The sequence below is a fragment of the Amycolatopsis sp. NPDC098790 genome (assembly GCF_044759945.1).
Lineage (GTDB): Bacteria > Actinomycetota > Actinomycetes > Mycobacteriales > Pseudonocardiaceae > Amycolatopsis.
Map to the genome: position 1 here is coordinate 1,236,460 of NZ_JBIWAI010000001.1, position 21,158 is coordinate 1,257,617.

21 protein-coding genes are annotated in these 21,158 nt (G+C 70.9%); 13 read left to right on the forward strand and 8 right to left on the reverse strand.

What is annotated here, in order from left to right:
- The first annotated feature begins 102 nt into the window (after nt 1-102).
- Complete coding sequence (locus tag ACIQWX_RS06155) at nt 103-804, forward strand: ABC transporter ATP-binding protein (protein WP_400866281.1); 702 nt, start codon at nt 103-105, stop codon at nt 802-804.
- Nucleotides 801-3,053, forward strand: a complete 2,253-nt coding sequence (locus ACIQWX_RS06160; protein ID WP_400866284.1) for an FtsX-like permease family protein — start codon at nt 801-803, stop codon at nt 3,051-3,053. Before ACIQWX_RS06155 ends, ACIQWX_RS06160 begins: the two co-directional genes overlap by 4 nt.
- A gap of 39 nt (nt 3,054-3,092) precedes the next feature.
- On the opposite strand, the gene trmB is transcribed toward ACIQWX_RS06160, so the two are convergent.
- From trmB to ACIQWX_RS06190, 6 genes are all read right to left on the reverse strand, one after another.
- Nucleotides 3,093-3,788: a tRNA (guanosine(46)-N7)-methyltransferase TrmB gene (trmB, locus tag ACIQWX_RS06165; protein ID WP_400866287.1), complete on the reverse strand. Its 696-nt coding sequence runs from the start codon at nt 3,786-3,788 to the stop codon at nt 3,093-3,095.
- A 9-nt stretch (nt 3,789-3,797) separates the two neighbouring features.
- Nucleotides 3,798-4,349 (reverse strand): hypothetical protein, encoded by a 552-nt coding sequence (locus ACIQWX_RS06170; protein WP_400869410.1) that lies wholly within the window; start codon nt 4,347-4,349, stop codon nt 3,798-3,800.
- Between the two features lie 174 nt (nt 4,350-4,523).
- Nucleotides 4,524-5,285, reverse strand: coding sequence for a hypothetical protein (locus tag ACIQWX_RS06175; RefSeq protein ID WP_400866290.1), 762 nt, complete (start codon nt 5,283-5,285; stop codon nt 4,524-4,526).
- Nucleotides 5,282-6,187, reverse strand: coding sequence for an ABC transporter ATP-binding protein (locus tag ACIQWX_RS06180; protein WP_400866291.1), 906 nt, complete (start codon nt 6,185-6,187; stop codon nt 5,282-5,284). Before ACIQWX_RS06180 ends, ACIQWX_RS06175 begins: the two co-directional genes overlap by 4 nt.
- Before the next feature lie 90 nt (nt 6,188-6,277).
- Nucleotides 6,278-7,027: an ABC transporter permease gene (locus ACIQWX_RS06185; protein ID WP_400866293.1), complete on the reverse strand. Its 750-nt coding sequence runs from the start codon at nt 7,025-7,027 to the stop codon at nt 6,278-6,280.
- Between the two features lie 17 nt (nt 7,028-7,044).
- Nucleotides 7,045-7,983, reverse strand: coding sequence for an ABC transporter ATP-binding protein (locus ACIQWX_RS06190; RefSeq protein ID WP_400866295.1), 939 nt, complete (start codon nt 7,981-7,983; stop codon nt 7,045-7,047).
- Nucleotides 7,984-8,180: 197 nt separating this feature from the next.
- Between ACIQWX_RS06190 and ACIQWX_RS06195 the strand changes: the two genes are divergently transcribed.
- Together ACIQWX_RS06195 and ACIQWX_RS06200 are read left to right on the forward strand one after the other, a co-directional pair.
- Complete coding sequence (locus tag ACIQWX_RS06195; protein ID WP_400866298.1) at nt 8,181-8,768, forward strand: TetR/AcrR family transcriptional regulator; 588 nt, start codon at nt 8,181-8,183, stop codon at nt 8,766-8,768.
- The gene (locus ACIQWX_RS06200; RefSeq protein ID WP_400866301.1) at nt 8,765-9,676 is read left to right on the forward strand and encodes an SDR family NAD(P)-dependent oxidoreductase; all 912 of its coding nucleotides are present in this window, start codon (nt 8,765-8,767) and stop codon (nt 9,674-9,676) included. The genes ACIQWX_RS06195 and ACIQWX_RS06200 overlap by 4 nt, the downstream gene beginning before the upstream one ends.
- Before the next feature lies 1 nt (nt 9,677).
- Here ACIQWX_RS06200 and ACIQWX_RS06205 read toward each other — a convergent pair whose 3' ends face one another.
- Together ACIQWX_RS06205 and ACIQWX_RS06210 are read right to left on the reverse strand one after the other, a co-directional pair.
- Nucleotides 9,678-10,334, reverse strand: a complete 657-nt coding sequence (locus tag ACIQWX_RS06205; RefSeq protein ID WP_125309175.1) for a response regulator transcription factor — start codon at nt 10,332-10,334, stop codon at nt 9,678-9,680.
- Nucleotides 10,331-11,482 carry a sensor histidine kinase gene (locus ACIQWX_RS06210; RefSeq protein ID WP_400869412.1) on the reverse strand — a complete coding sequence of 384 codons (1,152 nt, stop codon included), beginning with the start codon at nt 11,480-11,482 and terminating at the stop codon, nt 10,331-10,333. The genes ACIQWX_RS06205 and ACIQWX_RS06210 overlap by 4 nt, the downstream gene beginning before the upstream one ends.
- 153 nt (nt 11,483-11,635) lie before the next feature.
- Here ACIQWX_RS06210 and ACIQWX_RS06215 point away from each other — a divergent pair, with 153 nt between their 5' ends.
- The 9 genes from ACIQWX_RS06215 to ACIQWX_RS06255 all read left to right on the forward strand — a co-directional run bounded on the left by ACIQWX_RS06215 (nt 11,636) and on the right by ACIQWX_RS06255 (nt 21,157).
- A complete protein-coding gene (locus ACIQWX_RS06215; protein ID WP_400866304.1) occupies nt 11,636-13,195 on the forward strand; it encodes a dynamin family protein in 1,560 nt (519 codons plus the stop codon).
- Between the two features lie 59 nt (nt 13,196-13,254).
- Entirely contained in the window at nt 13,255-13,902 is a 648-nt protein-coding gene (locus ACIQWX_RS06220; protein WP_400866305.1) for a hypothetical protein, read from the forward strand.
- A 45-nt stretch (nt 13,903-13,947) separates the two neighbouring features.
- Nucleotides 13,948-14,427, forward strand: coding sequence for a hypothetical protein (locus tag ACIQWX_RS06225; protein WP_400866307.1), 480 nt, complete (start codon nt 13,948-13,950; stop codon nt 14,425-14,427).
- A complete protein-coding gene (locus tag ACIQWX_RS06230; protein ID WP_400866310.1) occupies nt 14,424-15,038 on the forward strand; it encodes a TetR/AcrR family transcriptional regulator in 615 nt (204 codons plus the stop codon). Before ACIQWX_RS06225 ends, ACIQWX_RS06230 begins: the two co-directional genes overlap by 4 nt.
- A gap of 18 nt (nt 15,039-15,056) precedes the next feature.
- Nucleotides 15,057-15,443 carry a nucleotide exchange factor GrpE gene (locus tag ACIQWX_RS06235; RefSeq protein WP_400866312.1) on the forward strand — a complete coding sequence of 129 codons (387 nt, stop codon included), beginning with the start codon at nt 15,057-15,059 and terminating at the stop codon, nt 15,441-15,443.
- Nucleotides 15,440-17,278 (forward strand): dynamin family protein, encoded by a 1,839-nt coding sequence (locus tag ACIQWX_RS06240; RefSeq protein WP_400866315.1) that lies wholly within the window; start codon nt 15,440-15,442, stop codon nt 17,276-17,278. Before ACIQWX_RS06235 ends, ACIQWX_RS06240 begins: the two co-directional genes overlap by 4 nt.
- A 104-nt stretch (nt 17,279-17,382) precedes the next feature.
- Complete coding sequence (locus ACIQWX_RS06245; protein ID WP_400866317.1) at nt 17,383-18,084, forward strand: hypothetical protein; 702 nt, start codon at nt 17,383-17,385, stop codon at nt 18,082-18,084.
- Nucleotides 18,085-18,377: 293 nt separating this feature from the next.
- Nucleotides 18,378-20,201, forward strand: coding sequence for a phosphoenolpyruvate carboxykinase (GTP) (locus tag ACIQWX_RS06250; protein WP_400866320.1), 1,824 nt, complete (start codon nt 18,378-18,380; stop codon nt 20,199-20,201).
- An 80-nt stretch (nt 20,202-20,281) separates the two neighbouring features.
- Nucleotides 20,282-21,157 carry a TIGR03621 family F420-dependent LLM class oxidoreductase gene (locus ACIQWX_RS06255; RefSeq protein ID WP_400866323.1) on the forward strand — a complete coding sequence of 292 codons (876 nt, stop codon included), beginning with the start codon at nt 20,282-20,284 and terminating at the stop codon, nt 21,155-21,157.
- Nucleotide 21,158: the final 1 nt, after the last annotated feature.

Below are 21,158 nucleotides of genomic sequence, written 5' to 3' on the forward strand. Positions count from 1 at the left end.
CGATGCCGCACCGGGCGTGACTGGCCGTCTGCCCGAAGTGGACACCCCCGGCTCTCCGCGAAGCTCGTCGGCGTCAAGATCCGAACCGACAGGGAGAACGTGGTGGACCCGAACACTCCACAGTGGACAAATGGGCCGGTGCTCTCCGGCCGCGGGCTCGTGAAGCGCTACGGCGCGCAGTACGCCCTGGCCGGCATCGACATCGACATCCAGCCGCGGGACGCCGTCGCGATCGTCGGGCCGTCGGGCTCGGGCAAGACGTCGCTGCTGCACGTCCTGGCCGGCATCCTCAAGGCCGACGACGGGCAGATCTTCCTGGCCGGGCAGCGGATCGACCACCTCGGCGAGAAGAAGCGCAGCGAGCTGCGCCGCACCGAGTTCGGCTTCGTCTTCCAGTCGGGGATGCTGGTCGCGGAGCTGTCGGCCGAAGAGAACGTCGCGCTGCCGTCGCTGCTGGCGGGGCTCGGCCGCAAGGAAGCCATCGACGCCGGCCGCCAGTGGCTCTCGCGCCTCGGCCTGGCCGGCAAGGAGAAGCGCCGTCCCGGCGAGCTGTCCGGCGGCGAGGCTCAGCGCGTCGCGATCGCCCGGGCGCTGACCCACCGGCCGAAGGTCATCTTCGCCGACGAGCCGACCGGCGCCCTCGACACGCGCACCGGCCGCGACACGATGGACGCCCTGCTCGGCGCCGCCCACGAGACGGGCGCCGCGGTGATCGTGGTGACCCACGACCGCGAGCTGGCCGAGTCGATGCCCAAGACCGTCGCCATCCGCGACGGCCTCATCGCGACGAAGCTGGCAGCGTGAACTCGCTCCAGATCGCCCTGCGGGTGCTGAAGGTCGACCGGCGGACCCGGACGTCGGCGATCCTCACCGCGATCGGGGTGGCCGTCGCGACCGGGCTGGTGCTGCTGCTGGCGACGCTGCCGTTCGCCACGCAGCAGCGCGAGCAGCGTGCCCTCTGGCAGGGCGAACACTTCTACAGCGGCCTCGCCGGCGACGCCCCGGCCAAGATCCTCTACAGCTCGTCGAAGGACTACTTCGACGGGCAGCAGATCATGCGCGTCGACGTCGCGCCGGCCCCCGGCACCGCGGCGGCCGGAGTCGCGCTGCCGCCCGGGGTGCCGCAGCTGCCGGGACCCGGCGAGACCGTCGTGTCGCCCGCACTCGGCCGGCTCCTGCAGGGCCACCCGGCCGACCAGCTCGGCGACCGGTTCGGCAAGCCCGTCGGCGCGCTCGGCGAAGACGGCCTCCGCTACCCGGAGCAGCTCGTCGCGCTCGTCGGGCACACGCCGGACGCGATGCCGGTGCGCGCCGACCCGATCGGGGGCTTCCCCGCCGGGAAGGCGAGCCCGGACGCGCTGCTCATGCTGCTGTCCTGGGTCGGGATCATCGTGCTGCTGGTGCCGAGCCTGGTGCTCGTCGCGTCTTCGGCGCGGCTGACCGCGGCCCGGCGCGAGCGGCGGCTGGCCGCGATCCGGCTGGCCGGGGCGACGCCGGGGCAGGTCACGAACATGGTGGCCGCCGAGACGACGTTGTCCGCGGGCATCGGCGCGCTGCTGGGCCTGCTGATCAGCCCGGCGCTGCACGGCCTCGCGTCGTTCGTGCCGTGGGGCGGCGGCACGTGGCTCGCGTCCGACTTCGCGCTGCCGGTCGGCCTGACGGTGTTCATCGTCCTGGCCATCCCGGTGCTCGTGGTGCTCGCCGGTGTCCTCGGCCTGCGCCGCGTGCTCAAGAACCCGCTGTTCGCGACGGGCGGCCACACGAAGAAGCCGTTGCGCTGGTGGCGGCTGCTGGCGCTGCCCGCGGCCGGGCTGTTCTTCCTCGTCTCGGTGACGACGGCGAAGGACTCCGGCGGCATCACGATGGTCATGGCGGGGCTGTTCCTGCTGGTCGGCTCGGCCGCGATCGTCGGGCCGTGGGTGACGTCGGCGGTGGGTGGCACGTTCGTCCGGATCTGGCGGCGCCCGTCGGCGCTGCTCGCCGGCCGCCGCCTGCGTGACGACCCGAAGGGCGCCTACCGCGCCTCCGCCGGGATCGTGCTCGCGGTGTTCGCCGGGTCGATGGCGCTGACGCTGCTGCCGACGTTCGAGTCGATGGCCGGCGGCGGGCGGTCGTTCGTGGACTCCGCGCTCTACGTCGACACCGACGGGCAGCACGCGAGCAAGCTCGTCGAGCAGGCCAACGCGTCGCTGCAGAAGTACGGGCAGTCCGAGAAGGCCGTCGCCGTCGGCGAGGTCTACCTGGTCCAGGGCGAGGGGAACAACCGCACCGGTCACCGCGCGCTGGTGCTGACCTGCGCCGACGCGGTGAAGCTGACCCGGTTCGGGCTCACCGCGGAGAACTGCACGGGCGGGCCGGCCGTCTTCGGCGACTCGGCGCTCGACCTGGCGCAGTTCAAGATCACCGACACCTGGGAAGGGCAGGCGTCGCCGGTCAAGTCGGGGACGCGGGCGGAAGCGATCCGCCTGCCCGATTCGGACCTGTCGAGCACGTCGATCATCGACCCGGCCGCGCTGCCGGACGGCTTCACGCCGAAGTACGTCACCGTCGTCGCGCCGACCACCGACGCCAACCGCGAGATCGTCCGGACGGCGCTGGCCGCTCCGGCCGCCGGCGAGGAGATCGGCAGCCGGGACCAGTACCTGTTCAACCAGCAGACCGAGCTCGGCGACCTGCGCCGGGTCACGGTGATCGGGCTGATCGCCGCTGGTGTGCTGGCCGGCTGCAGTGCCGCGGTCGCGACCGCGGGCTCGGTGATGGACCGCCGTCGCACGTTCGGGGCGCTGATGGCCGCCGGCACGCCGGTGCGGGTGCTGGCGAGGGCGTTGCGGATGGAGGCCGCGCTGCCCGCTCTGGTCGCCACCATCGGCGCGGGAATCGTCGGGGTACTGGTCGGTGTTGGGCTCTACAGCATGGTCGACCCGCGGGGCATCGTGCTCAGCCCGTGGCTGCTGGCGCCGGTCGTGCTCGGCGTCGGCGTGGCCCTGCTCGGCGCGTCGGTCTGCACGCCCGCCCTCAAGCGGGTGCAGGCCGAGCCGCTGGCCGAGGAATAGGGAGGAAGTTCGCCCCTCTGTCGGGGGAGGGGCGAACTCCTACCGCTTTTCGAAGATCAGGTCGTGGGAGACGCGGCCGTCGACGTCGGCGCGCTGCTCGAACTTGGTCACCGGCCGCCACTCCGGCCGCGGCGCCCAGCCGTCGTACCGGTTCTTCAACGCCGGTTCGGCGGAGCAGACCTCGAGCATCTGCTCGGCGTAGTTCTCCCAGTCGGTCGCCATGTGGAAGGTGCCGCCGGGCGCGAGCCGCGACGCCACGAGCGCGGCGAACGACGGCGACACGATCCGCCGCTTGTGGTGCTTCTTCTTCGGCCAGGGGTCCGGGAAGAACAGCCGGACGCCGTGCAGCGTGTCCGGCTCGACGTGCTCGGTCAGCAGCACGACGGCGTCACCGTGCAGCAGCCGCAGGTTTTCGACGCCCAGCTTTTCGGCGCGCAGCATCAGCTGGCCGAGGCCCGGGTCGTAGACCTCGGCGGCGACGTAGTTCAGCTCCGGCGCGGCGGCGGCCAGCTGCGAGGTCGTCTCGCCCATGCCGGACCCGATCTCCAGCATGACCGGCGCTTCGCGGCCGAACCACTCGGTGAAGTCCAGCGTTCCGGCGGGCAGCTCACCGACCGTGCGGCCGAGCTTCGGCCACAGTTCGTCCCACGCTCGTTGCTGCCCGACGGTCATCCGGCCACCGCGCTTGACGTAGCTGACCACGCTGCGCAGCCGGGGCTGGTCCTCGTTTTCCACTCACCGAGGTTAACGAACGGCTTCGAGCACCCCGAGACGAGACCGCAGGCCCGCCAGCCCGGCGATCGCGATCGGTTCCGGCGTCGGCCCGGTGTGCGCGGGCAGGACGTCGATCCAGCCCGGGTGCCGGTCGGTGTTCATCACCGTCGTGGGAATCGCGTGCCCCGATTTCCCGCGTTCGGACGGCATGAACTCCCAGTAGCCGGATTCGCCGTCCGCCGCCCACGGGACGAATTCCCAGCCCGGCCGCCTGCCGAGCAGCTGCGCGATGCGGTCTTCGACGCGGAAACCCTGTTCCCGCGAATCGAGGGTGCCGTCGGCCACCGCCCGCAGCCACCACGGCGCGGGAATCGGCCCCGCCATGCCTGCCGAGGCGCGGAAGAGGGCCAGGACGCGGTCTTCGGGCGCGCGGTGCACCCACGCCCGGCGCAGCTCGGCCGGGTTCGCGGCCGCCGCGGCGGTCTGCGGGAGCTCGATCGCCCGCGACCATTCGAGGTCCAGCATGGGTTCGAGCCGGGGTACGTCGTCTTCGACGCGAGCTCGGGGAATGGTGCCGCCCAATTCTTGCCCGGTGTTCACCGTCAAGGATCACCTCCAGGGGAGCGCAGACGGTTCCGGTGCTCACTTACGAATATTGCCTGGTCATAGCAGTATGTCCGGTGCCTGTGAGAGAAGCCACAGCCTCTTCATCTTTTGTTAACACGAATTTTTGAGCTATTGACAGCGCCGTCACGCTCAGGCGTCGCGGCGTGCCGTGGTGATGACCCCGGCCACGAACAGTGCAACGCAGATCGCCGCGAAGTAACCGAGGTACCCCCACGGCCCGAGCGGCGCGGCCGGCAGCTGCATCGGCCCCGCGCCGAGCCCGCCGGCGCCGACGAACTGGTCGGCCGCGTGGAACGGCATCCACTGGTAGATGTGCTTGCCCGCGCCCGGGATGAAGATCACCACGCCTTCGAGCACCTGCGTCCAGACGAGCACGATCGTCAGCGCGAAGGCGACACTGCGCAGCAGCAGGGCGACGCCGACGCCGGCCACCGCGGAGAGCAGGAAGACCAGGCTCTGCCCGAGCACCGAGCGCCACTCCGCGCCGGAGTGCAGTGCGAGGTCGGCGTCCGGGTTCACCACCGTCGCGAGCCCCCACGAGCCGAAGCCGACGAGCAGCCCGAGCCCGGCACCGACCGCGCCGACGACGGCCACCTTCGCCAGCAGCGCGGGCACCCGGCTCGGCACGGCCTGGAACGTCAGCCGCATGGTGCCCCAGTTGAACTCCGACGCCGTCGCGAGGATCGCGAGGACGACCAGCACGGTCCGGCCGTTTCCGCTCGCGAGCTGGGTGTTGCCGACCGTCGGCGGGATCTCCGGGCCGGCCAGCGCGAAGAACAGCGCGGTGAACCCGAGCGGCGCGGCCAGCGCGAGCGCCAGGCACCACCACGGCGCCCGGGTGCTGAAGAGCTTGATGCGCTCGGCGCGCAGCAGGTTGGCGGTGGTGGTCATCGGCCGGCTCCAGCGGTGAACTCGGTGGCCTCGCGGGTGAGGTCGAGGTAGGCCTGTTCGAGCGAGCCGGTGATCGGGCTCAGCTCGTGCAGCGTCGCGCCGGCGTCGAAGGCGAGCTGCCCGATCCGGTCACTGTCCATTCCGGACACCACGAACGCGCCGCCGTCTTCGGTGAACTCCGCCTGCCCGGTCAGCGCGGCGCGCAGCTCGTCGGCGTGCGGGGTGCGCACGCGCACACCGTGCTGGCTCGTCTGCGCGACGAAGTCGTCCATGGTGCCCTGGTAGATCAGCCGGCCCCGGCCGATCACGACCAGGTCCTGGGCGGTCTGCGCCATCTCGGGCAGCAGGTGGCTGGAGACGAAGACGGTCCGGCCCTCGGCGGCCAGCGCGTGCAGCAGCTGGCGGATCCAGGCCATGCCCTCGGGGTCGAGGCCGTTCACCGGCTCGTCGAACAGCAGCACGCGGGGGTCGCCGAGCAGCGTGCAGGCGATGCCGAGCCGCTGCAGCATGCCGAGCGAGTACTGCCCGGCGCGGCGGCCCTCGGCGCTGGTCAGCCCGACCAGGGCGAGCACCTCGTCGACGCGCTTCTCGGGGAGGCCGTTGGTCGCGGCCAGCCAGCGCAGGTGGTCGCGCCCGCTGCGGCCGGGGTGGCGCCAGGTGGCGTCCAGCATCGCGCCGACCGTCCGAAGTGGATCTTTCAGCTGCCGGTACGGGACGCCGTCGACGAGGACGGTGCCCGCGTCGGGGGTGTCGAGGCCGAGGACCAGCCGCATGGTCGTGGACTTGCCGGCGCCGTTCGGGCCGAGGAAGCCGGTGACGCGGCCGGACCGCGCGGTGAACGTCAGCTCGTTGACGGCGGTGGTGGCGCCGTACCGCTTGGTCAGCGCGTTCGCTTCGATCACCTGGGGAGCGTACCGACAAAAGGGAATCCGGGTCGCCCCCCGACAGCGCGACCCGGATTCCCGTTTTCCCCTTTATCCCCTTGTTCCCCCTTATGCGTCCCGCTTCTTCGCGACCCCGAGTGCGATGAGCAGGAACACGACCGCGATGCCGGCGAAGTACGCCAGCGCCCAGCCCGGGCTCAGCGGCGAGTCCGACGGCGGGGGGCCGTCGACGACCGCCGAGCCGCGCAGGAACTTGTTCGCCACGTTGAACGGCATCCACTCGTGGATGTGGGCGCCGATCTTCGGGATGAGCTGCACCAGCTCCTCTACGGCCAAGTAGTAGATGAGCAGCAGTGCGATGGCACCGGCGCTGTGCCGGATGAGGATCCCGAGCGCGACGGCGAGCACCGCGCTGAGGGCGAACACCGGGCCGAGGCCCGCGACGTTCATCCAGTCCTGCGAGGTGTGCAGGCCGAGGCCGTCGTCCGGCCGCATGAGCATGCCGAGGCCCAGCGCGCCGAACGCGGCGATCTCCCCGATCACCAGCGCCACGAGCGCCACGACGACCGCCTTGGCGATCAGCGCCGGCGAGCGGTGCGGCACGGCCTGGAACGTGGTGCGGATGGTGTTGAAGCGGTATTCGGTGGTCACCGCGAGCGCGGCGAGCACCATCACGACGGCGATCCCGAACTGGGAGCCGCCGAACTGGGTGGCCGGCAGCGTGAGCTGCGCGTCGGACGGCGTCGCGCCGGCGATGATGGCGGCGAAGCCGATGGTCAGGGCCAGGGTGATGAGCGCGCACCACCACGGCGAACGAGTGGAGAACAGCTTGATGCGTTCCACGGCGAGCAGGTTCATGGTCTTGGTTTCCCCGGTTACTTGGCGGACTCGAGCACGTGCTGCGCCTCGGCGTCGAGGCCGGTGTGGTACTCGACGGAGTCGCCGGTGATCTGCATGAAGGCCTGCTCCAGCGAGCCGGTCTGCGGGCTCAGCTCGTGCAGCACGATCCGGTTGGCGGCGGCGATCTCGCCGATCTTGTCGCTGTCCATCCCGGACACCACGAGCGCGTTCGCCTCCTCGACGACGCCGGCGCTGGCGCGCTGCAGGGCGTCGCGCATCTCGGCCAGCTGCGGCGAGCGCACCTTGACCGTGTTCTCCGCGGCGCGGGCGACGAAGTCTTCGGTGGACGACTGCGAAATCAGCTGTCCCCGGCCGATCACCACGAGGTTGCTGGCGGTCAGCGCCATTTCCGAAAGCAGGTGGCTCGACACGAACACCGTGCGGCCTTCCTCGGCCAGGCGGTGCATGAACTTCCGGATCCAGAGGATGCCCTCCGGGTCCAGGCCGTTGACCGGCTCGTCGAACAGCAGTACTTCCGGGTCGCCCAGCAGGGCGGCCGCGATGCCGAGCCGCTGCGACATGCCGAGCGAGAACCCGCCGGCGCGCTTGCCCGCGACGCTGGTCAGGCCGACGGTCTCGAGCACCTCGTCGACGCGGCTCGCCGGGATGCGGTTGGACTTCGCCATCCACAGCAGGTGGGCGCGCGCCGAGCGGTTCGGGTGCACCCACTTCGCGTCGAGCAGCGCGCCGACGGTGCGCAGCGGTTCCTTGAGTTCGTGGTACTTCTTGCCCCCGATGGTGACCTGGCCGCCCGTCGGGTTGTCCAGGCCCAGGATCATCCGCATGGTGGTGGACTTGCCCGCCCCGTTCGGGCCGAGGAAGCCGGTGACCTGACCCGCGGCCACGGAGAACGACAGGTTGTTCACCGCCAGTGTCTTCCCGTACCGCTTGGTGAGGCCGGTTGCCTCGATCATGACTGCTCCTCTTCCGCCCCTCGCTTACGACGCGTTCATCGTCGCGGGTCGGGGGCGGTTCGCGCGTCACCCTGCGGGCCTAACCGCTCCCCCTACCTGAGTAGTACCTTGCTGGCTCTTCGGCTGATGCGCGATCCGTGATGACCCTGAGACGACCCTGATTCGACGTCATTAATGAACTATGGTTCAATAATGGCGTGGCCCGGCCGAGGAGCATCACCGACGAGCGGCTGCTGGGTGCGGCGGAGACCGTGATCGGCCGGTGCGGCCCCGGTTTCACGCTCGCGCAGGTGGCTTCGGAGGCCGGGGTTTCGGTCGGCACGGTCGCGCAGCGGTTCGGCTCGAAGAGCGGCCTGCTGCAGGAGATGAGCCGGCGGGCCACGCGGCGGGCGGTCGAGCAGATGCGGGAGTGCGCCGAGCGGGCGGACGACCCGGTCGACGGCCTGCGCGCCGCGGCGGTGGCGGTCTACGCGGTCCTCGGTGACGCCGAAGAGGCGGCGAACCACCTGGGCCAGCTCGGCGTGGACATCGGCGACCCGGTGCTGCGGTCGCTGCTGGGCGAGCACTTCACGGCGGTCGAGGAAGAACTGCGGCGGCTGGTGCGGGCGGCGGCAGGGTCGTTGCCGCACGCGCCGGGCGTGCCGCGGGCGGCCCGGGTCGTGCTGGACGTGATCAACGGAGTGTCGATCGACTGGTCGATCCGGCCGCACGGGCGGCTGGCCGACCGGCTGGCGGAGGACGTCGACGCGGTTTTGATCGCGTGGCGGGGACGGGAGGATTCATGAGTCTCGAAGGCAAGGTAGCGGTGGTCACGGGGGCGACCCGGGGCTGCGGCCGGGCGATCGCGGTGGAGCTGGGCCGCGCGGGCGCGACGGTGTACGTCACCGGCCGCACAACGCGCGAAACGGTGTCACCGATGAAGCGCCCGGAAACGATCGAAGAGACGGGCGAGCTGGTCGAGGCGGCGGGCGGCAAGGCCGTGGTCGTCCGCTGCGACTTCACGTCCCAGTCCGATGTGGACGCTTTGAGGACGCGCATCGAGTCCGAAGTGGACGGAATCGACCTCCTGGTCGACGACGTCTGGGGCGGCGACATGTACTTCCACTTCGACGCGCCGTTCTGGGAGACACCCCTCGAAGACGCGCTCACCTTGACGCACAACGCGTTGGACACCCACCTGATCGCGCTGCACAAGCTGCTGCCCCTGGTGGTGGCTCGCCGCGGCCTGGTGCTGGAGGTGACCGACGGCGACAACGACGACTACGTCGGCGCGGGCCTCCCCTACTACCTGGCCAAGTGCGGCATCCGCGCACTCGGCCGGGCGCTGGGCGTGGAGCTGAAGAAGAACGACTGCGTCGGCCTCGCGGTGACGCCGGGCTTCCTGCGTTCGGAGTCGATGCTCGACCACTTCGAGGTCACCGAGGAAAACTGGCGAGACGCGGTGGGCAAGCTGGCCCCGGTCGACTTCAAGATTTCCGAGACGCCGTACCTGCTGGCCCGCGGCGTCGCAGCCCTGGCCCAGGACCCCGCGGTGTCCCGCTTCGCCGGCCAAACACTGGCGTCCTGGACGTTGATGCACGAGTACAATCACACGGACATCGACGGCGACCGCCCCGACTTCGGCCGCTGGATCACCGAAGTCCGCAACGCGGGCAAGGACCCGGCGACGACTCCACCGGACAACTTCCGCTGATTCAGGCGAGGCCGGGGCGGGCGAGGCCGGTTTCGTAGGCCAAAACCACGGCCTGCACCCGGTCCCGCAGCTCCAGCTTCGCCAGGATCCGCCCGACGTGCGTCTTCACCGTCGCCTCCGAGAGGAACAGCGCCTCCGCGATCTCCAGGTTCGACATGCCCTTCGCGATCAGCACGAGCACCTCGCGCTCGCGGTCGGTCAGCACGTCCAGCTCCGCGGTGTCGCGCATCGGCGTGCCGCCGGAACCGACGAAACGGTCGAGCAGGCGGCGGGTCACCGATGGCGACACCACCGCGTCGCCCGAAGCCACCGCCCGCAGGGCCGACACCAGGTGGCCGGGCTGGGTGTCCTTCAGCAGGAACCCGCTCGCGCCACCCTGCAGCGCCGCGTAGACGTACTCGTCGAGGTCGAACGTCGTCATCACGAGCACGCGCGCGGTGCCGGCCGCGACGATCCGCTTGGTCGCCTCGACCCCGTCGAGCACCGGCATCCGGACGTCCATCAGGACGACGTCGGGCCGCAGTTGCGAAGCCAGTTCGATCGCCTGCGCGCCGTCGCCCGCCTCGCCGACGACGTCGATGTCGGCCTGTGCGCCCAGCACCATGCGGAACCCGACGCGCATCAGTTCCTGGTCGTCGACGACCACCACCCGGATCACTTGTCCAACCTAACCGGCAGGGCCGCGCGGACCTGCCACCCACCACCCGGAGCGGGGCCCACGTCGAGCGTCCCGCCGTACACGTGCGCGCGTTCGCGCATGCCGATCAAGCCGTTGCCGCCCGGCAGGCGCTGCGCGGAACCCGCCAGCTGCGGGACGCGCCCGGCGCCGTCGTCGGACACCAGCACCTCCACCAGGTCGCCGGTCCGGTGCACCCGCACCGACGCCGTCGCGCCGCGGCCGGCGTGCTTGAGCGTGTTCGTCAGCGACTCCTGCACGATCCGGTAGATCCCGAGCGAGACGCCGGCGGGCAGGTCGCCCAGGTCGTCGGCCTCCAGCTCGACCGGCACACCGGCGGTGCGCATCCGGTCGGCCAGGTCGGCGATGGCGTGCGCGTCCGGCTGCGGGACGCGGGGTTCGCCGTCGGCGTCGTCGCTGCGGAGCACGTCGAGCAGGCGCCGCAGCTCGCCGAGCGCACCGCGGCCGGTCTCGGAAATCGTTTGCAGGGCCCGTTGAGCGAGCTCGGGGTTGCTCTCGATCGCGTAGGACGCGCCGTCGGCCTGCACCACCATGACGCTCACCGCGTGCGCGACGACGTCGTGCAGCTCGCGCGCGATCCGCCCGCGCTCCTCGGCCACCGCGATCCGGGTGGCCTGGTCCCGTTCGGTCTCGAGCAGGTGCAACCTGGCCTCCACTTCCACGTCGTAGGCGCGCCGGGCGCCGACGAACTCGCCGAGCGTCCAGCACAGCGCGATGCCGAACGCGAGGAACAGGATCGCGATGACGAGCTCCTCGTCCGGCGGTTCCAGCGCCAGCTGCACGGCCGACGAGACGATGACCGCCCCGACGAAGATCAGCCCCTGGCGCCGCCCGGCGTAGACGACGACCGAGTAGATGCTCATCGCCAGCCCGGCGGCGCTGCCGATGCCGAGCATCAGCGTCGCGTGCACGATGCTGATCACCAGCACGACGTAGGCCGACCACAGCGGCGACTTCCGCCGGAACACCAGCGGCGCGACCATCGCGACGATGATCGGCACGGCGACGTACCAGGGCGGCAGCTCCGGCAGCTCGGTGAACTGGTCGGCGACGAAGAGCAGCAGGTCGACCAGGCCCAGCAGGACGGCGAGCACCGTGTCGCCCGCCATGGGGTGGGCACGCATCCAAAGACTCAGCCGTCGCACCAGGCAACACTAGGTCGCGGGCCCGGGATCGCGCGTCGGTCGCCGGTACCACCTTCGGTGCGACCTGCGGATGAGGGACATGGCACGATTCACGGGGTTGTCCGTACGAGGGGAGGCATGGGGGCCGTGACGTCACCGGAGCAGGGCCGGCTCGCGGGACCGCTGTCGATGTCGGTGGCCAACCTGTGCCACCGCCTGCAGTCGCAGGTCTCCGCGCGCACCGCGGCCGGCTTCGCCGAAGTGCTGCGCCGGCTCGGCGCGCCACTGCAGGTGGCCGTCGCCGGGCGGATCAAGTCGGGCAAGTCGACGCTGGTCAACGCGCTGATCGGGCGCCGGGTCGCGCCGACCGACATCGGCGAGTGCACGCGGCTGGTGACGCGGTTCCAGTACGGCACGGTCGACCGCGTCGAGATCGTCTTCACCGACGGCCGCAAGCAGGTGCTCCCCTTCGCCGCCGACGGCATGATCCCGGCCGAGCTGGGCGTCGACATCGACAAGGTGTCGCACATCGAGGCGTACCTGACCAACGCCGTCCTGCAGGGCATGACCGTGATCGACACCCCCGGTCTCGGCTCGCTCGACGCCGCTTCGGTGTCCCGGACCGAGCAGCTGCTGGGCGCCGCGAAGCACAGCGAGGACGAAGAAGGCTCCGACGAGCTCGACGACACCTCGCGCAACGCCGTCGCCGGCGCCGAAGCCGTCCTCTACGTCGTGACCCAGGGCGTCCGCGCCGACGACCAGCAGGCCCTCGCCGCCTTCACCGCCGCCACCGCGAGCCGCGAAGCGGGCCCGGTCAACGCCATCGCCGTGCTGAACAAGGCCGACACCATCGCGCCGGAGTCGGTCGAGGGCGCGGACGGCGACGTCTGGAAGGCCGCGACGATCCTGTCGGAGAAGCAGGCGAGCACGTTGAAGCCGCGCGTGGCCGACGTGCTGCCGGTGATCGGCCTGATCGCCGAGTCCGCCGAATCGGGCGGGTTCACCTCCGCCGACGCCGATGCGCTGCGGCAGCTCGCCGACCTCGACGACGACGTCCTGCAGACCATGCTGATCTCGGCCGACATCTTCACGACCTGGGAGTGCGACGTCCCGTCGGGCACCCGGCTGCGGCTGCTGGAGAAGCTCGACCTGTTCGGCATCTCGCACGCCGTCGAGGCCATCCGCAAGGAACCGGAGATCACGGCGGGCGCGCTGCGGCGTTCGCTGCTCGACGCGTCGGGTCTGGAAGCGGTGCGGCAGCGGCTGTCGATCGTGTTCGCCGCCCGCGCCGACGGCATCAAGGCGGCCGCGGCGCTGGCGTCGGTCACCGCGCTCGCGCACGCCTCCGGCGACCCGGGCGAACGCCAGCGCGTCCACGACGCCATCGAGGTGCTGCTCGCCAAGCCCGAGGCCCACCAGCTGCGGCTGCTCGAAGCGCTGACGCTGGTCGCGTCCGGCGCGGTCGACATGCCGGAAGACCTGTCCGAGGAGGTCCTGCGCGTCGGCAGCAACGCCGACATCGGGGCCCAGCTCGGCAAGCCCGGCGCGCCCCGGCCGGAGCTGGCCGCGCACGCGCTCGAACGCGCGGGGTGGTGGCGGTCGTTCGCGTCCTTCGGCGCGACGCCCGCGCAGAGCCGGGTCGCGCACGTCGTGCACCGGGCCTACTTCTTGATGTGGCAACAAGTCCGCGAAGCCTGAGTTTGTTTCTGCTTGCCGACTTCGCCGGTCAGGACCCGTTTCCCGCGTACTGTTGAGACGTGCGCCTAGAAAACACGACATCGTGGCGAGCGGGCTGGAGCAGCGAGAACGAGATCGACGTCGCGCTGTACATCCGTGACGCCCTCGCGCTGTCCGTTTCCGAAGGACAGGTGCTGCCGCCCGTGGAGCCGCAGGTCCCGGTGCACGTCCCACCCGAGATCGACCGCGCGGCCGTCCAGGCGCAGTGGGCCGACTGGTGGACCGACCTGCTGGCCTTCCTGCGCAACCGCGAGGACCCGGACCCGCGCAGCCCGCGCTCCCGCTACGGCAGGCCCGCGCTCGCGCAGGGCTCGGCGATGCGCCAGGCGCTCGACTTCTTCGGGCCCGCCGCGGCCCGCCACTTCGCCAACGCGCGCGGGCCCGCCCTGCGCGGCGCGGGCGAGCCGTCGGGCGGCACGCCGTGGGCGCCCGGCTTCTACCGGCGCCAGATCGTGGCCGGTGAACGGCTCGGCCAGCTCGTGCGCGAGGCCGAGGTCCGGCTGGGCCGGCGCGCGTACCCCTTCCGGCTGAACGTCATCGAGATCTCCGTCGCAGGGTCGATCTGGCTGCGCACGGCGGAGGACCAGTTGCTCGTCTCGTCCCGGCTCGCCGAGGACGGCCCCGGCCTCGAAGCCGTGCTCCGCGAGGTGATCGACCAGCTCGTCTGACCCCCGGCTTTCATAAACCGAGCACGCGGTCTAATAATAGACGGCATGGAGACGACCGTCGACGAGCCGTCGTGGCTGCGCACCGCGTCCTGGATCGGCTGCCCGCTGGTCGGCGGCGCGCTCGGCGTCGGCGTCTGGGCCATCGCGGCGTGGGTCAGCGGCCTGGACGCCTTCCCGTTCCAGGGCGTGTTCAAGGTGCTCACCAAGCTGCCGCAGCCGTGGGCGACGCTCGCCGCGGTCGCCGGCGGGCTCGTGCTCGGCCTCGTGTTCGCCGTGGTCTGGGCGGTCGAACGGCTGGTCGTCACGGTGTCGCCGACCCGCGTCACGCTGGTCCGCGGCGACAAGACGCGGCGCATCGAGGCGGACCTCGAAGCCGTCTACCTCGACGGCAAGGAACTCGTCCTGCGCACCACCGACGGCCGGGAAATCGCCCGCGAAAAGACCGACCTGCGCACCAGTGAGCTGGCACCCGCGTTCGCCGAGCACGGTTACCCCTGGCTCGACGAACCGCCGGTCGAGCGATGAGGACGGTCGACCCGGCCAAGCACGCGGCCAAGCGTGCCTCGATCGTCGACGCGGCCGCCGGCTGCTTCGCCGAGAAGGGCTTCGAGCGGACGACGACCGCGGACATCTGCCGGGCCGCGGGCATCAGCTCCGGCAGCCTCTTCCACTACTTCCCCAGCAAGCGCGCGGTGTTCACGGCGATCTTCACCGACGACGCGGCCCAGACGGCCGAACGCCTCGAAGCCGCCGCGAAGGCGGATAACCCGTTCGCCGGGCTGCTCGACGTCGTCGCCGAGCTGGCGGGCCAGCTCGCGCACCCCGCCGTGGTCCGGCTCGTCCTGGAGGCCGCCGCGCAGGCCGCCCGCGACGACGACTTCGCGGAGCTGATCCACCGCAACGACGGCGCCTTGCGCGACGGCCTGGCCGTGCTCCTCGAGCGGGCTGTCGAGGCCGGGCTGATCGACCCCGGCCTGCCGGCACCCGCGGCCGCCGGCTGGGTCGCCGGACTGCTCGACGCGATCATTTCCCGGGCCAGTCTCGACTCCGACCTCGATCTCGCGGCCGAACAGGCGATCCTCCGGACGATCCTGATCCGGTTCCTTCGCCCGGTTTCGCCCCCGGCTGGCGGCTGAATCCGCCAGACTGTCCGCATGGCGTGGTTTCGCAAGGACGGAACCGACCGCGGGTCCGCCGCGTCGGACACCGATGTGCACCCCTTGCAGCAGGTGAGTGATCTCGATCGGGCGCTCGCGGATCGCCACGCGCTGATCCAGATGTGCCTGTACGCCCTGGACCGCGCCCGCAGCGGCGGCGTCGTCGAACGCCTCGAAGAAGGGCTCGCCGCGATCGGCGTCCAGGCCCTGCGCCCCGACGGCGAGCGGTTCGACCCGGCTCGCCACGAGGCGGGCGGCGCGGTCCCGACCGACGACCCCGCGCTCGACGGCGTCGTCGCGGAAACCGAGGTCACCGGCTTCGCCGACCACGACCGGCTGCTGCGCGCCCCGATCGTCACCGTCTACGCGAAGAAGAACCCGTGAGCGCACCGACCGCGCCGAGCCTGCCCGCGCAGGTCCAGACGGCCCGCGACCAGCTGCTGACCGTCGTCCGCGACGCCGATCCGGACGCCGCCAAGTGGGTCGACGAGGTCCGCAGGGCCCGGCCGAAGAAGCCGGCCGTGGTGGTCGTCGGCGAGACGAACCGCGGGAAGAGCTCGCTGGTCAACGCGCTGCTCGCGACGCCGGGACTGTCCCCTGTGGACGCCGACGTCGCCACCGCCACCTACCTCGTGTTCGACCACGCCGACGCGTGGGGCGCGCAGGCCTGCTACCCCGGCCAGCTCGCGTCCGTCCCGATCGACCTCGGCCAGCTGATCAACTGGGTGTCCGCCGCGCACGAGCTGCCGCCCGGCCAGCTCCCGCCGCGGTACGTCGAGGTCACCGGGCCGGTCCCGCTGCTCGAACGGCTCTCGCTGGTCGACACCCCCGGCGTCGGCGGGCTCGACTCGCTGCACGGCGAGCTGGCCAAGGAAGCCGCCGCGGGCGCGACCGCGCTGCTGTTCGTCGTCGACGCCTCGGCGCCGTTCACCTCGACCGAGCTGCAGTTCCTGCGCGACGTCGGCGAGCGCGTCGAGACCGTGGTGTTCGCGCTGACCAAGGTGGACATGTTCCGCGGCTGGCGCGAGGTCATGGAGGCCGACAAGCAGCTGCTGCGGGACCACGCGCCCCGCTTCGCCGACGCCGTGTTCCACCCGGTGTCGGCGCGGATGTTCGAGACGGCCGCGAAGGCGCCGAACGAGCAGATGGCCGCGATGCTGCGGGAGAAGTCCGGCGTCGCCGCGGTGCAGACGGCGCTGCAGGAGCTGCTCGTCGGCCGCTCGGCCATGCTCGGCGAGGCCAACACGCTGCGCGCGTTGTCCAGCGCCCTCGGCGAGCTGAAGGCGAAGCTGCAGGCCGAGAGCCGGGCGCTGTCGGCGGGTGAGGCCGAGGCCGAGCAGCTGCGCGAACGCCGTGACCAGCTGCAGGCCGAGCGCCGGACGTCGACCCGCGGCTGGCAGCTGAAGCTGCGCGGCGAGGTGCAGCGCACCCGCGTCGAGGTCGGGCACGAGAGCGCCCGGCAGATGCGGGACGCCCAGACCCACTTCCGCCAGCTGATCGACGCGGCCAAGCGCGACGAGCTGGCCGCGCTCCCCCAGCAGGTCGACATCGCGCTGCAGACGACGTCGCAGCGCATTTCGATGCTGCTTTCGCAACGGCTGAACCAGGTCACCAACGTCTCGCTGTCGGAGCTGTTCTCCCCCGAGGAGCTGGACGTCATCCGCGCGCAGTTCGCCCGGGCCGGCGGCCCGCCGGTGGTGCTGCGCCCGCCGGACAAGAAGCCGCCGACGGCCGAGGACAAGCTGCTCGTCTTCATGGGCATCTCCGGCGGGGTCGGCGCGGGCAAGGTGGCCGCGCTGCCGCTGGCCGGCGTCGCGATCCTCAACCCCGTCGTGCTGCCCGCGACGATCATCATCGGCCTCGGCGCCGGCTGGTGGATGGCCCGCACCCGCAAGCACGCGGCCGACAAGCAGCACATGAAGCAGTGGCTGGTCGAGGCCATCGCGGACGCCCGCTCGACGCTCGACCAGCTCGTCGCCGAGCAGCTCATCGAGGCCGAGCAGCAGCTGTCGATGGCACTGGACGAGGCGTTGGGCCGGCGCATCGACGCCATCGAGGCGGAGCTGAAGGAAGTCGACAAGACGATCAAGATGGGCGCCCAGGAGCGCGCCAAGAAGATCGTCATCGTGTCGAAGCGGCTCAAAGAGGTCTCCGAAGGCCGCGACCGGGCCGAAGCGTTCCTCACCCGGATCCGGGCACTGCGGGACAAGACGACCTGAGCACCCGCCCGGTTGTGGAGCGGAACCGAACGGGCCTACGGTGAGTCATACCCTCCGACAGCAGGTCAGAGACGGCGTTACCCGGTTCTAAGGGGGCAGTTCCCATGTGGGTCGACGAGAGCGGCGGCAGCGACACCGACGCGAGCGGTACGAACGCGATGACCGTCCACGTCGACGGCCAGGAGTACCAGGCCGAGGTCAACTACGACGTGAACGAGGACGGCGTCGACGACACCGCGATCGTCGAACACGACGACGGCACCGCCCAGGCCTTCATCGACACGAACCACGACGGTGAGGCCGACCAGTACGCCGTGCTGGACGAGAACGGGAAGGTCGTCGAGCAGGCCGTCTACGACGAGGCCAGCGGCGAGTGGGTCGAGGCGTCCGGGGGCGGTCACGACGACTCGGACACGGGCGGCCGCGACGACGGCTCCGGCGGCCACATCCACGCGGACATGCCGGACGGCGAGGTCGACGCCGGTGCCGCGACCATCGACACCGACCACGACGGCCACAACGACACCGCCATCGTCGAGACGAAGAGCGGCGGCACGATCGCCTTCACCGACAAGGACGGCGACGGCGAAGCGGACATCGCCGTGCAGACCGACGCGGACGGCACGACCACGACGTTCGAGCACTCCGGACCCGGCCAGTGGACCGAGGTCTCCAGTGGACTGATGGATTCGGGCAGCGAGGGCGACCCGGCGGGCGACGCCGAATGGGGCGGCGCCGGCACGCAGACGCTGGAAGGCGTCGCGCGCATCGACTCCGGCACGGGACAGTGGATTTCGCCGAACTGACGTGACTCAGGTCATAGTTTGGAAAGCCCGGGGCTTCGGTCCCGGGCTTTCTTCATGTCGTCAACAAAAGAAATTGACCTTCTGAATCGATTCCCTTATCGGTCTTGTGAGAGAACGTACACGTCAGCTCTCTGTTACCTGCCGGTCATGCGGTTACTCTCGAAGAATCCCAAAATCCCGCACACCGGTTCACACCCGGTGCGCGAAGCCATTCGGTCGCCGGCAATGGAGCCCGCACCAGGACAGCGTCGTTCCGGTGCGGGCTCGTTTGTCGTCGGAAGTCAGGAGTAGAGATGACCGCAGTCGCCATCCCCGGACTGGACACCGCGCCGACGACGCACAGTGGCGTGCTGTCCTTCGTCCGGGAGGTCGCCGAGCTGACCACCCCGGACCGCGTGGTGTGGGTCGACGGGTCCGACGAAGAAGCCGCCCGGATCAACCAGGAGCTGGTCGAGGCCGGCACGTTCGTGCAGCTCAAGTCGAAGCCCAACTCCTTCTGGGCCACTTCCGACCCGAACGACGTCGCCCGCGTCGAAGACCGGACGTTCATCTGTTCGGAGCGCCCCGAGGACGCCGGGCCGACGAACAACTGGATGGACCCGGCCGAGATGAAAGCCACCATGACCGAGCTCTTCCGGGGCTCGATGCGCGGCCGCACGATGTACGTCATCCCCTTCTGCATGGGTCCCCTCGCCGACGAGAATCCCAAGCTGGGTATCGAAATCACCGATTTCGCCTACGTTGTCGCTTCGATGCGCGTGATGACCCGCGCGGGCAAGGCGGCCCTCGACAAGTTCGTCGCGCCGGATGGCACCGAGCGCGAATTCGTGCCCGCCCTCCACTCCGTGGGTGCGCCGCTCGAGCCGGGTCAGAAGGACGTTTCCTGGCCCTGCAACGAAACGAAGTACATTTCGCACTTCCCCGAAGAGCGCGCGATCTGGAGCTACGGCTCGGGCTACGGCGGCAACTCCCTGCTGGGCAAGAAGTGCTACTCGCTGCGCATCGCCTCGGTGATGGCCCGTGACGAGGGCTGGCTCGCCGAGCACATGCTGATCCTCAAGCTGATCTCGCCGGAGGACAAGGTCCACTACGTCGCGGCCGCGTTCCCGAGCGCCTGCGGCAAGACCAACCTCGCCATGCTGCAGCCGACCATCCCGGGCTGGCGCGCCGAGACCCTCGGCGACGACATCGCGTGGATGCGCTTCGGCGAGGATGGCCGGCTGTACGCGGTCAACCCCGAGTTCGGCTTCTTCGGCGTCGCGCCGGGCACCGACTGGCACACCAACCCGAACGCCATGCGCACGATCGAGAAGGGCAACACGGTCTTCACGAACGTCGCCCTGACCGACGACGGCGACATCTGGTGGGAGGGCATGGAGAACAAGCCCGCGCACGCCACCTCGTGGAAGCACCAGGACTGGACGCCCGACTCGGACGAGAAGGCCGCCCACCCGAACTCGCGCTACTGCACGCCGATGTCGCAGTGCCCGATCCTCGCGCCGGAGTGGGACGACCCGAAGGGCGTCCCGATCTCGGCGATCCTGTTCGGCGGCCGCCGCAAGACGACGGTCCCGCTGGTGAACGAGGCCCGCGACTGGCAGCACGGCGTCTTCATGGGTGCCACGATGTCGTCGGAGACGACGGCGGCGGCGGCCGGCGCGGTCGGCAACGTCCGCCGCGACCCGATGGCGATGCTGCCGTTCCTCGGCTACCACGCCGGTGACTACTTCAAGCACTGGCTGAACCTGGGCAAGAACGCCGACGCGAACAAGCTGCCGAAGATCTTCTACGTCAACTGGTTCCGCCGCGGCGACGACGGCCGCTTCCTGTGGCCGGGCTTCGGCGAGAACTCGCGGATCCTGAAGTGGGTCATCGAGCGCGTCGAGGGCAAGGGCAACGCCGTCGAGACGCCGGTCGGCTTCGTGCCGCGCGCCGAGGACCTCGACACCGAGGGCCTGACCGAGCCGATCGAGGACATCCAGGCCGCCCTGGACGTCAAGCCCGAGGAGTGGCGCGAAGAGCTGCCGCTGATCGAGGAGTGGTTCGAGAAGATCGGCGACAAGGTTCCGACGTCGCTGCGTGACGAGCTCGACGCTCTGGCCCAGCGCCTGAGCTGAGCTCCCTGAGACAGGAGGGGACGCTTCCCGGCCGCATCCGGGAAGCGTCCCCTTCTACCTTTCCCAGTAGTTTCGTTGCCATGAGACCGTTCCGCTTCGGCGTGGACCTGGTGGTGCCCGGCTCGCGGGCCGAGTGGGTGGAGAAGTGCCGGAAGGCCGAGGACCTCGGCTACGACGTCGTCGGCGCGGCCGACCACGTCGGGATGGCGCCGCCGTTCCCCGCGCTCGTGCTGGCCGGCGAGGCGACCGAACGCGTCCGGCTCAACACGTTCGTCATCAACGCCTGCTTCCACAACCCGGTGCTGCTCGCCCGGGACGTCACGGGCACCGACCGGTTCACCGACGGCCGGCTGGAGCTGGGCATCGGCGCGGGGTACGTCGAGGACGAGTTCCACGCGGCCGGGATCGAGTGGGGCACGCCCGGGCAGCGGTTCGCCCGGCTCGAACGCGCGGTCCTGGAACTGAAGCGGCTCTACGCGGACCCGTCGCACAAGCCGGAACCCGTGCAGAAGCCCGGCCCGCCGCTGCTGCTCGGCGGGCGCGGTGACCGCGTGCTCAAGCTGGCCGCCGAGCACGCCGACATCGTCGGCTTCACCGGCACCGCCGCGACGAAGACCGAAGGCCGGATGGCGCTGGCCGGCGCGGCCGAGCTGACCGAGCGCGTCGAGTTCGCGCGGAAGGCGTTGAACGGCCGGGACGTCGAGCTGAACCTGCTGGTGCACTTCACGCGGATCACCGACGACCGGCGAAGCGCGCTGGAAGCGGTCAACCGGCGGGTGCCCGATCTGTCCGCAGCAGAGCTGGGCGAACTGCCGACCGTGCTCGTGGGGTCCGCCGAGGCCGTCGCCGATCAGCTGCTGCGCACCCGCGAGACGCTCGGGATCAGCTACTTCACGGTGATCGAAGACGACCTGCCCCGGCTGGCCCCGGTGGTCGAACGGCTTCGCGACCGGTGAG

Coding starts and splice junctions, on each gene's coding strand:
- ACIQWX_RS06185 (WP_400866293.1), bottom strand. CDS start 7,027: ATGAACCTGCTCGCCGTGGAACGCATCAAGCTGTTCTCCACTCGTTCG.
- ACIQWX_RS06255 (WP_400866323.1), top strand. CDS start 20,282: ATGAGACCGTTCCGCTTCGGCGTGGACCTGGTGGTGCCCGGCTCGCGG.
- ACIQWX_RS06215 (WP_400866304.1), top strand. CDS start 11,636: ATGGGGGCCGTGACGTCACCGGAGCAGGGCCGGCTCGCGGGACCGCTG.
- ACIQWX_RS06245 (WP_400866317.1), top strand. CDS start 17,383: ATGTGGGTCGACGAGAGCGGCGGCAGCGACACCGACGCGAGCGGTACG.
- ACIQWX_RS06175 (WP_400866290.1), bottom strand. CDS start 5,285: ATGACCACCACCGCCAACCTGCTGCGCGCCGAGCGCATCAAGCTCTTC.
- ACIQWX_RS06210 (WP_400869412.1), bottom strand. CDS start 11,482: ATGGCGGGCGACACGGTGCTCGCCGTCCTGCTGGGCCTGGTCGACCTG.
- ACIQWX_RS06200 (WP_400866301.1), top strand. CDS start 8,765: ATGAGTCTCGAAGGCAAGGTAGCGGTGGTCACGGGGGCGACCCGGGGC.
- ACIQWX_RS06225 (WP_400866307.1), top strand. CDS start 13,948: ATGGAGACGACCGTCGACGAGCCGTCGTGGCTGCGCACCGCGTCCTGG.
- ACIQWX_RS06235 (WP_400866312.1), top strand. CDS start 15,057: ATGGCGTGGTTTCGCAAGGACGGAACCGACCGCGGGTCCGCCGCGTCG.
- ACIQWX_RS06190 (WP_400866295.1), bottom strand. CDS start 7,983: ATGATCGAGGCAACCGGCCTCACCAAGCGGTACGGGAAGACACTGGCG.
- ACIQWX_RS06250 (WP_400866320.1), top strand. CDS start 18,378: ATGACCGCAGTCGCCATCCCCGGACTGGACACCGCGCCGACGACGCAC.
- ACIQWX_RS06230 (WP_400866310.1), top strand. CDS start 14,424: ATGAGGACGGTCGACCCGGCCAAGCACGCGGCCAAGCGTGCCTCGATC.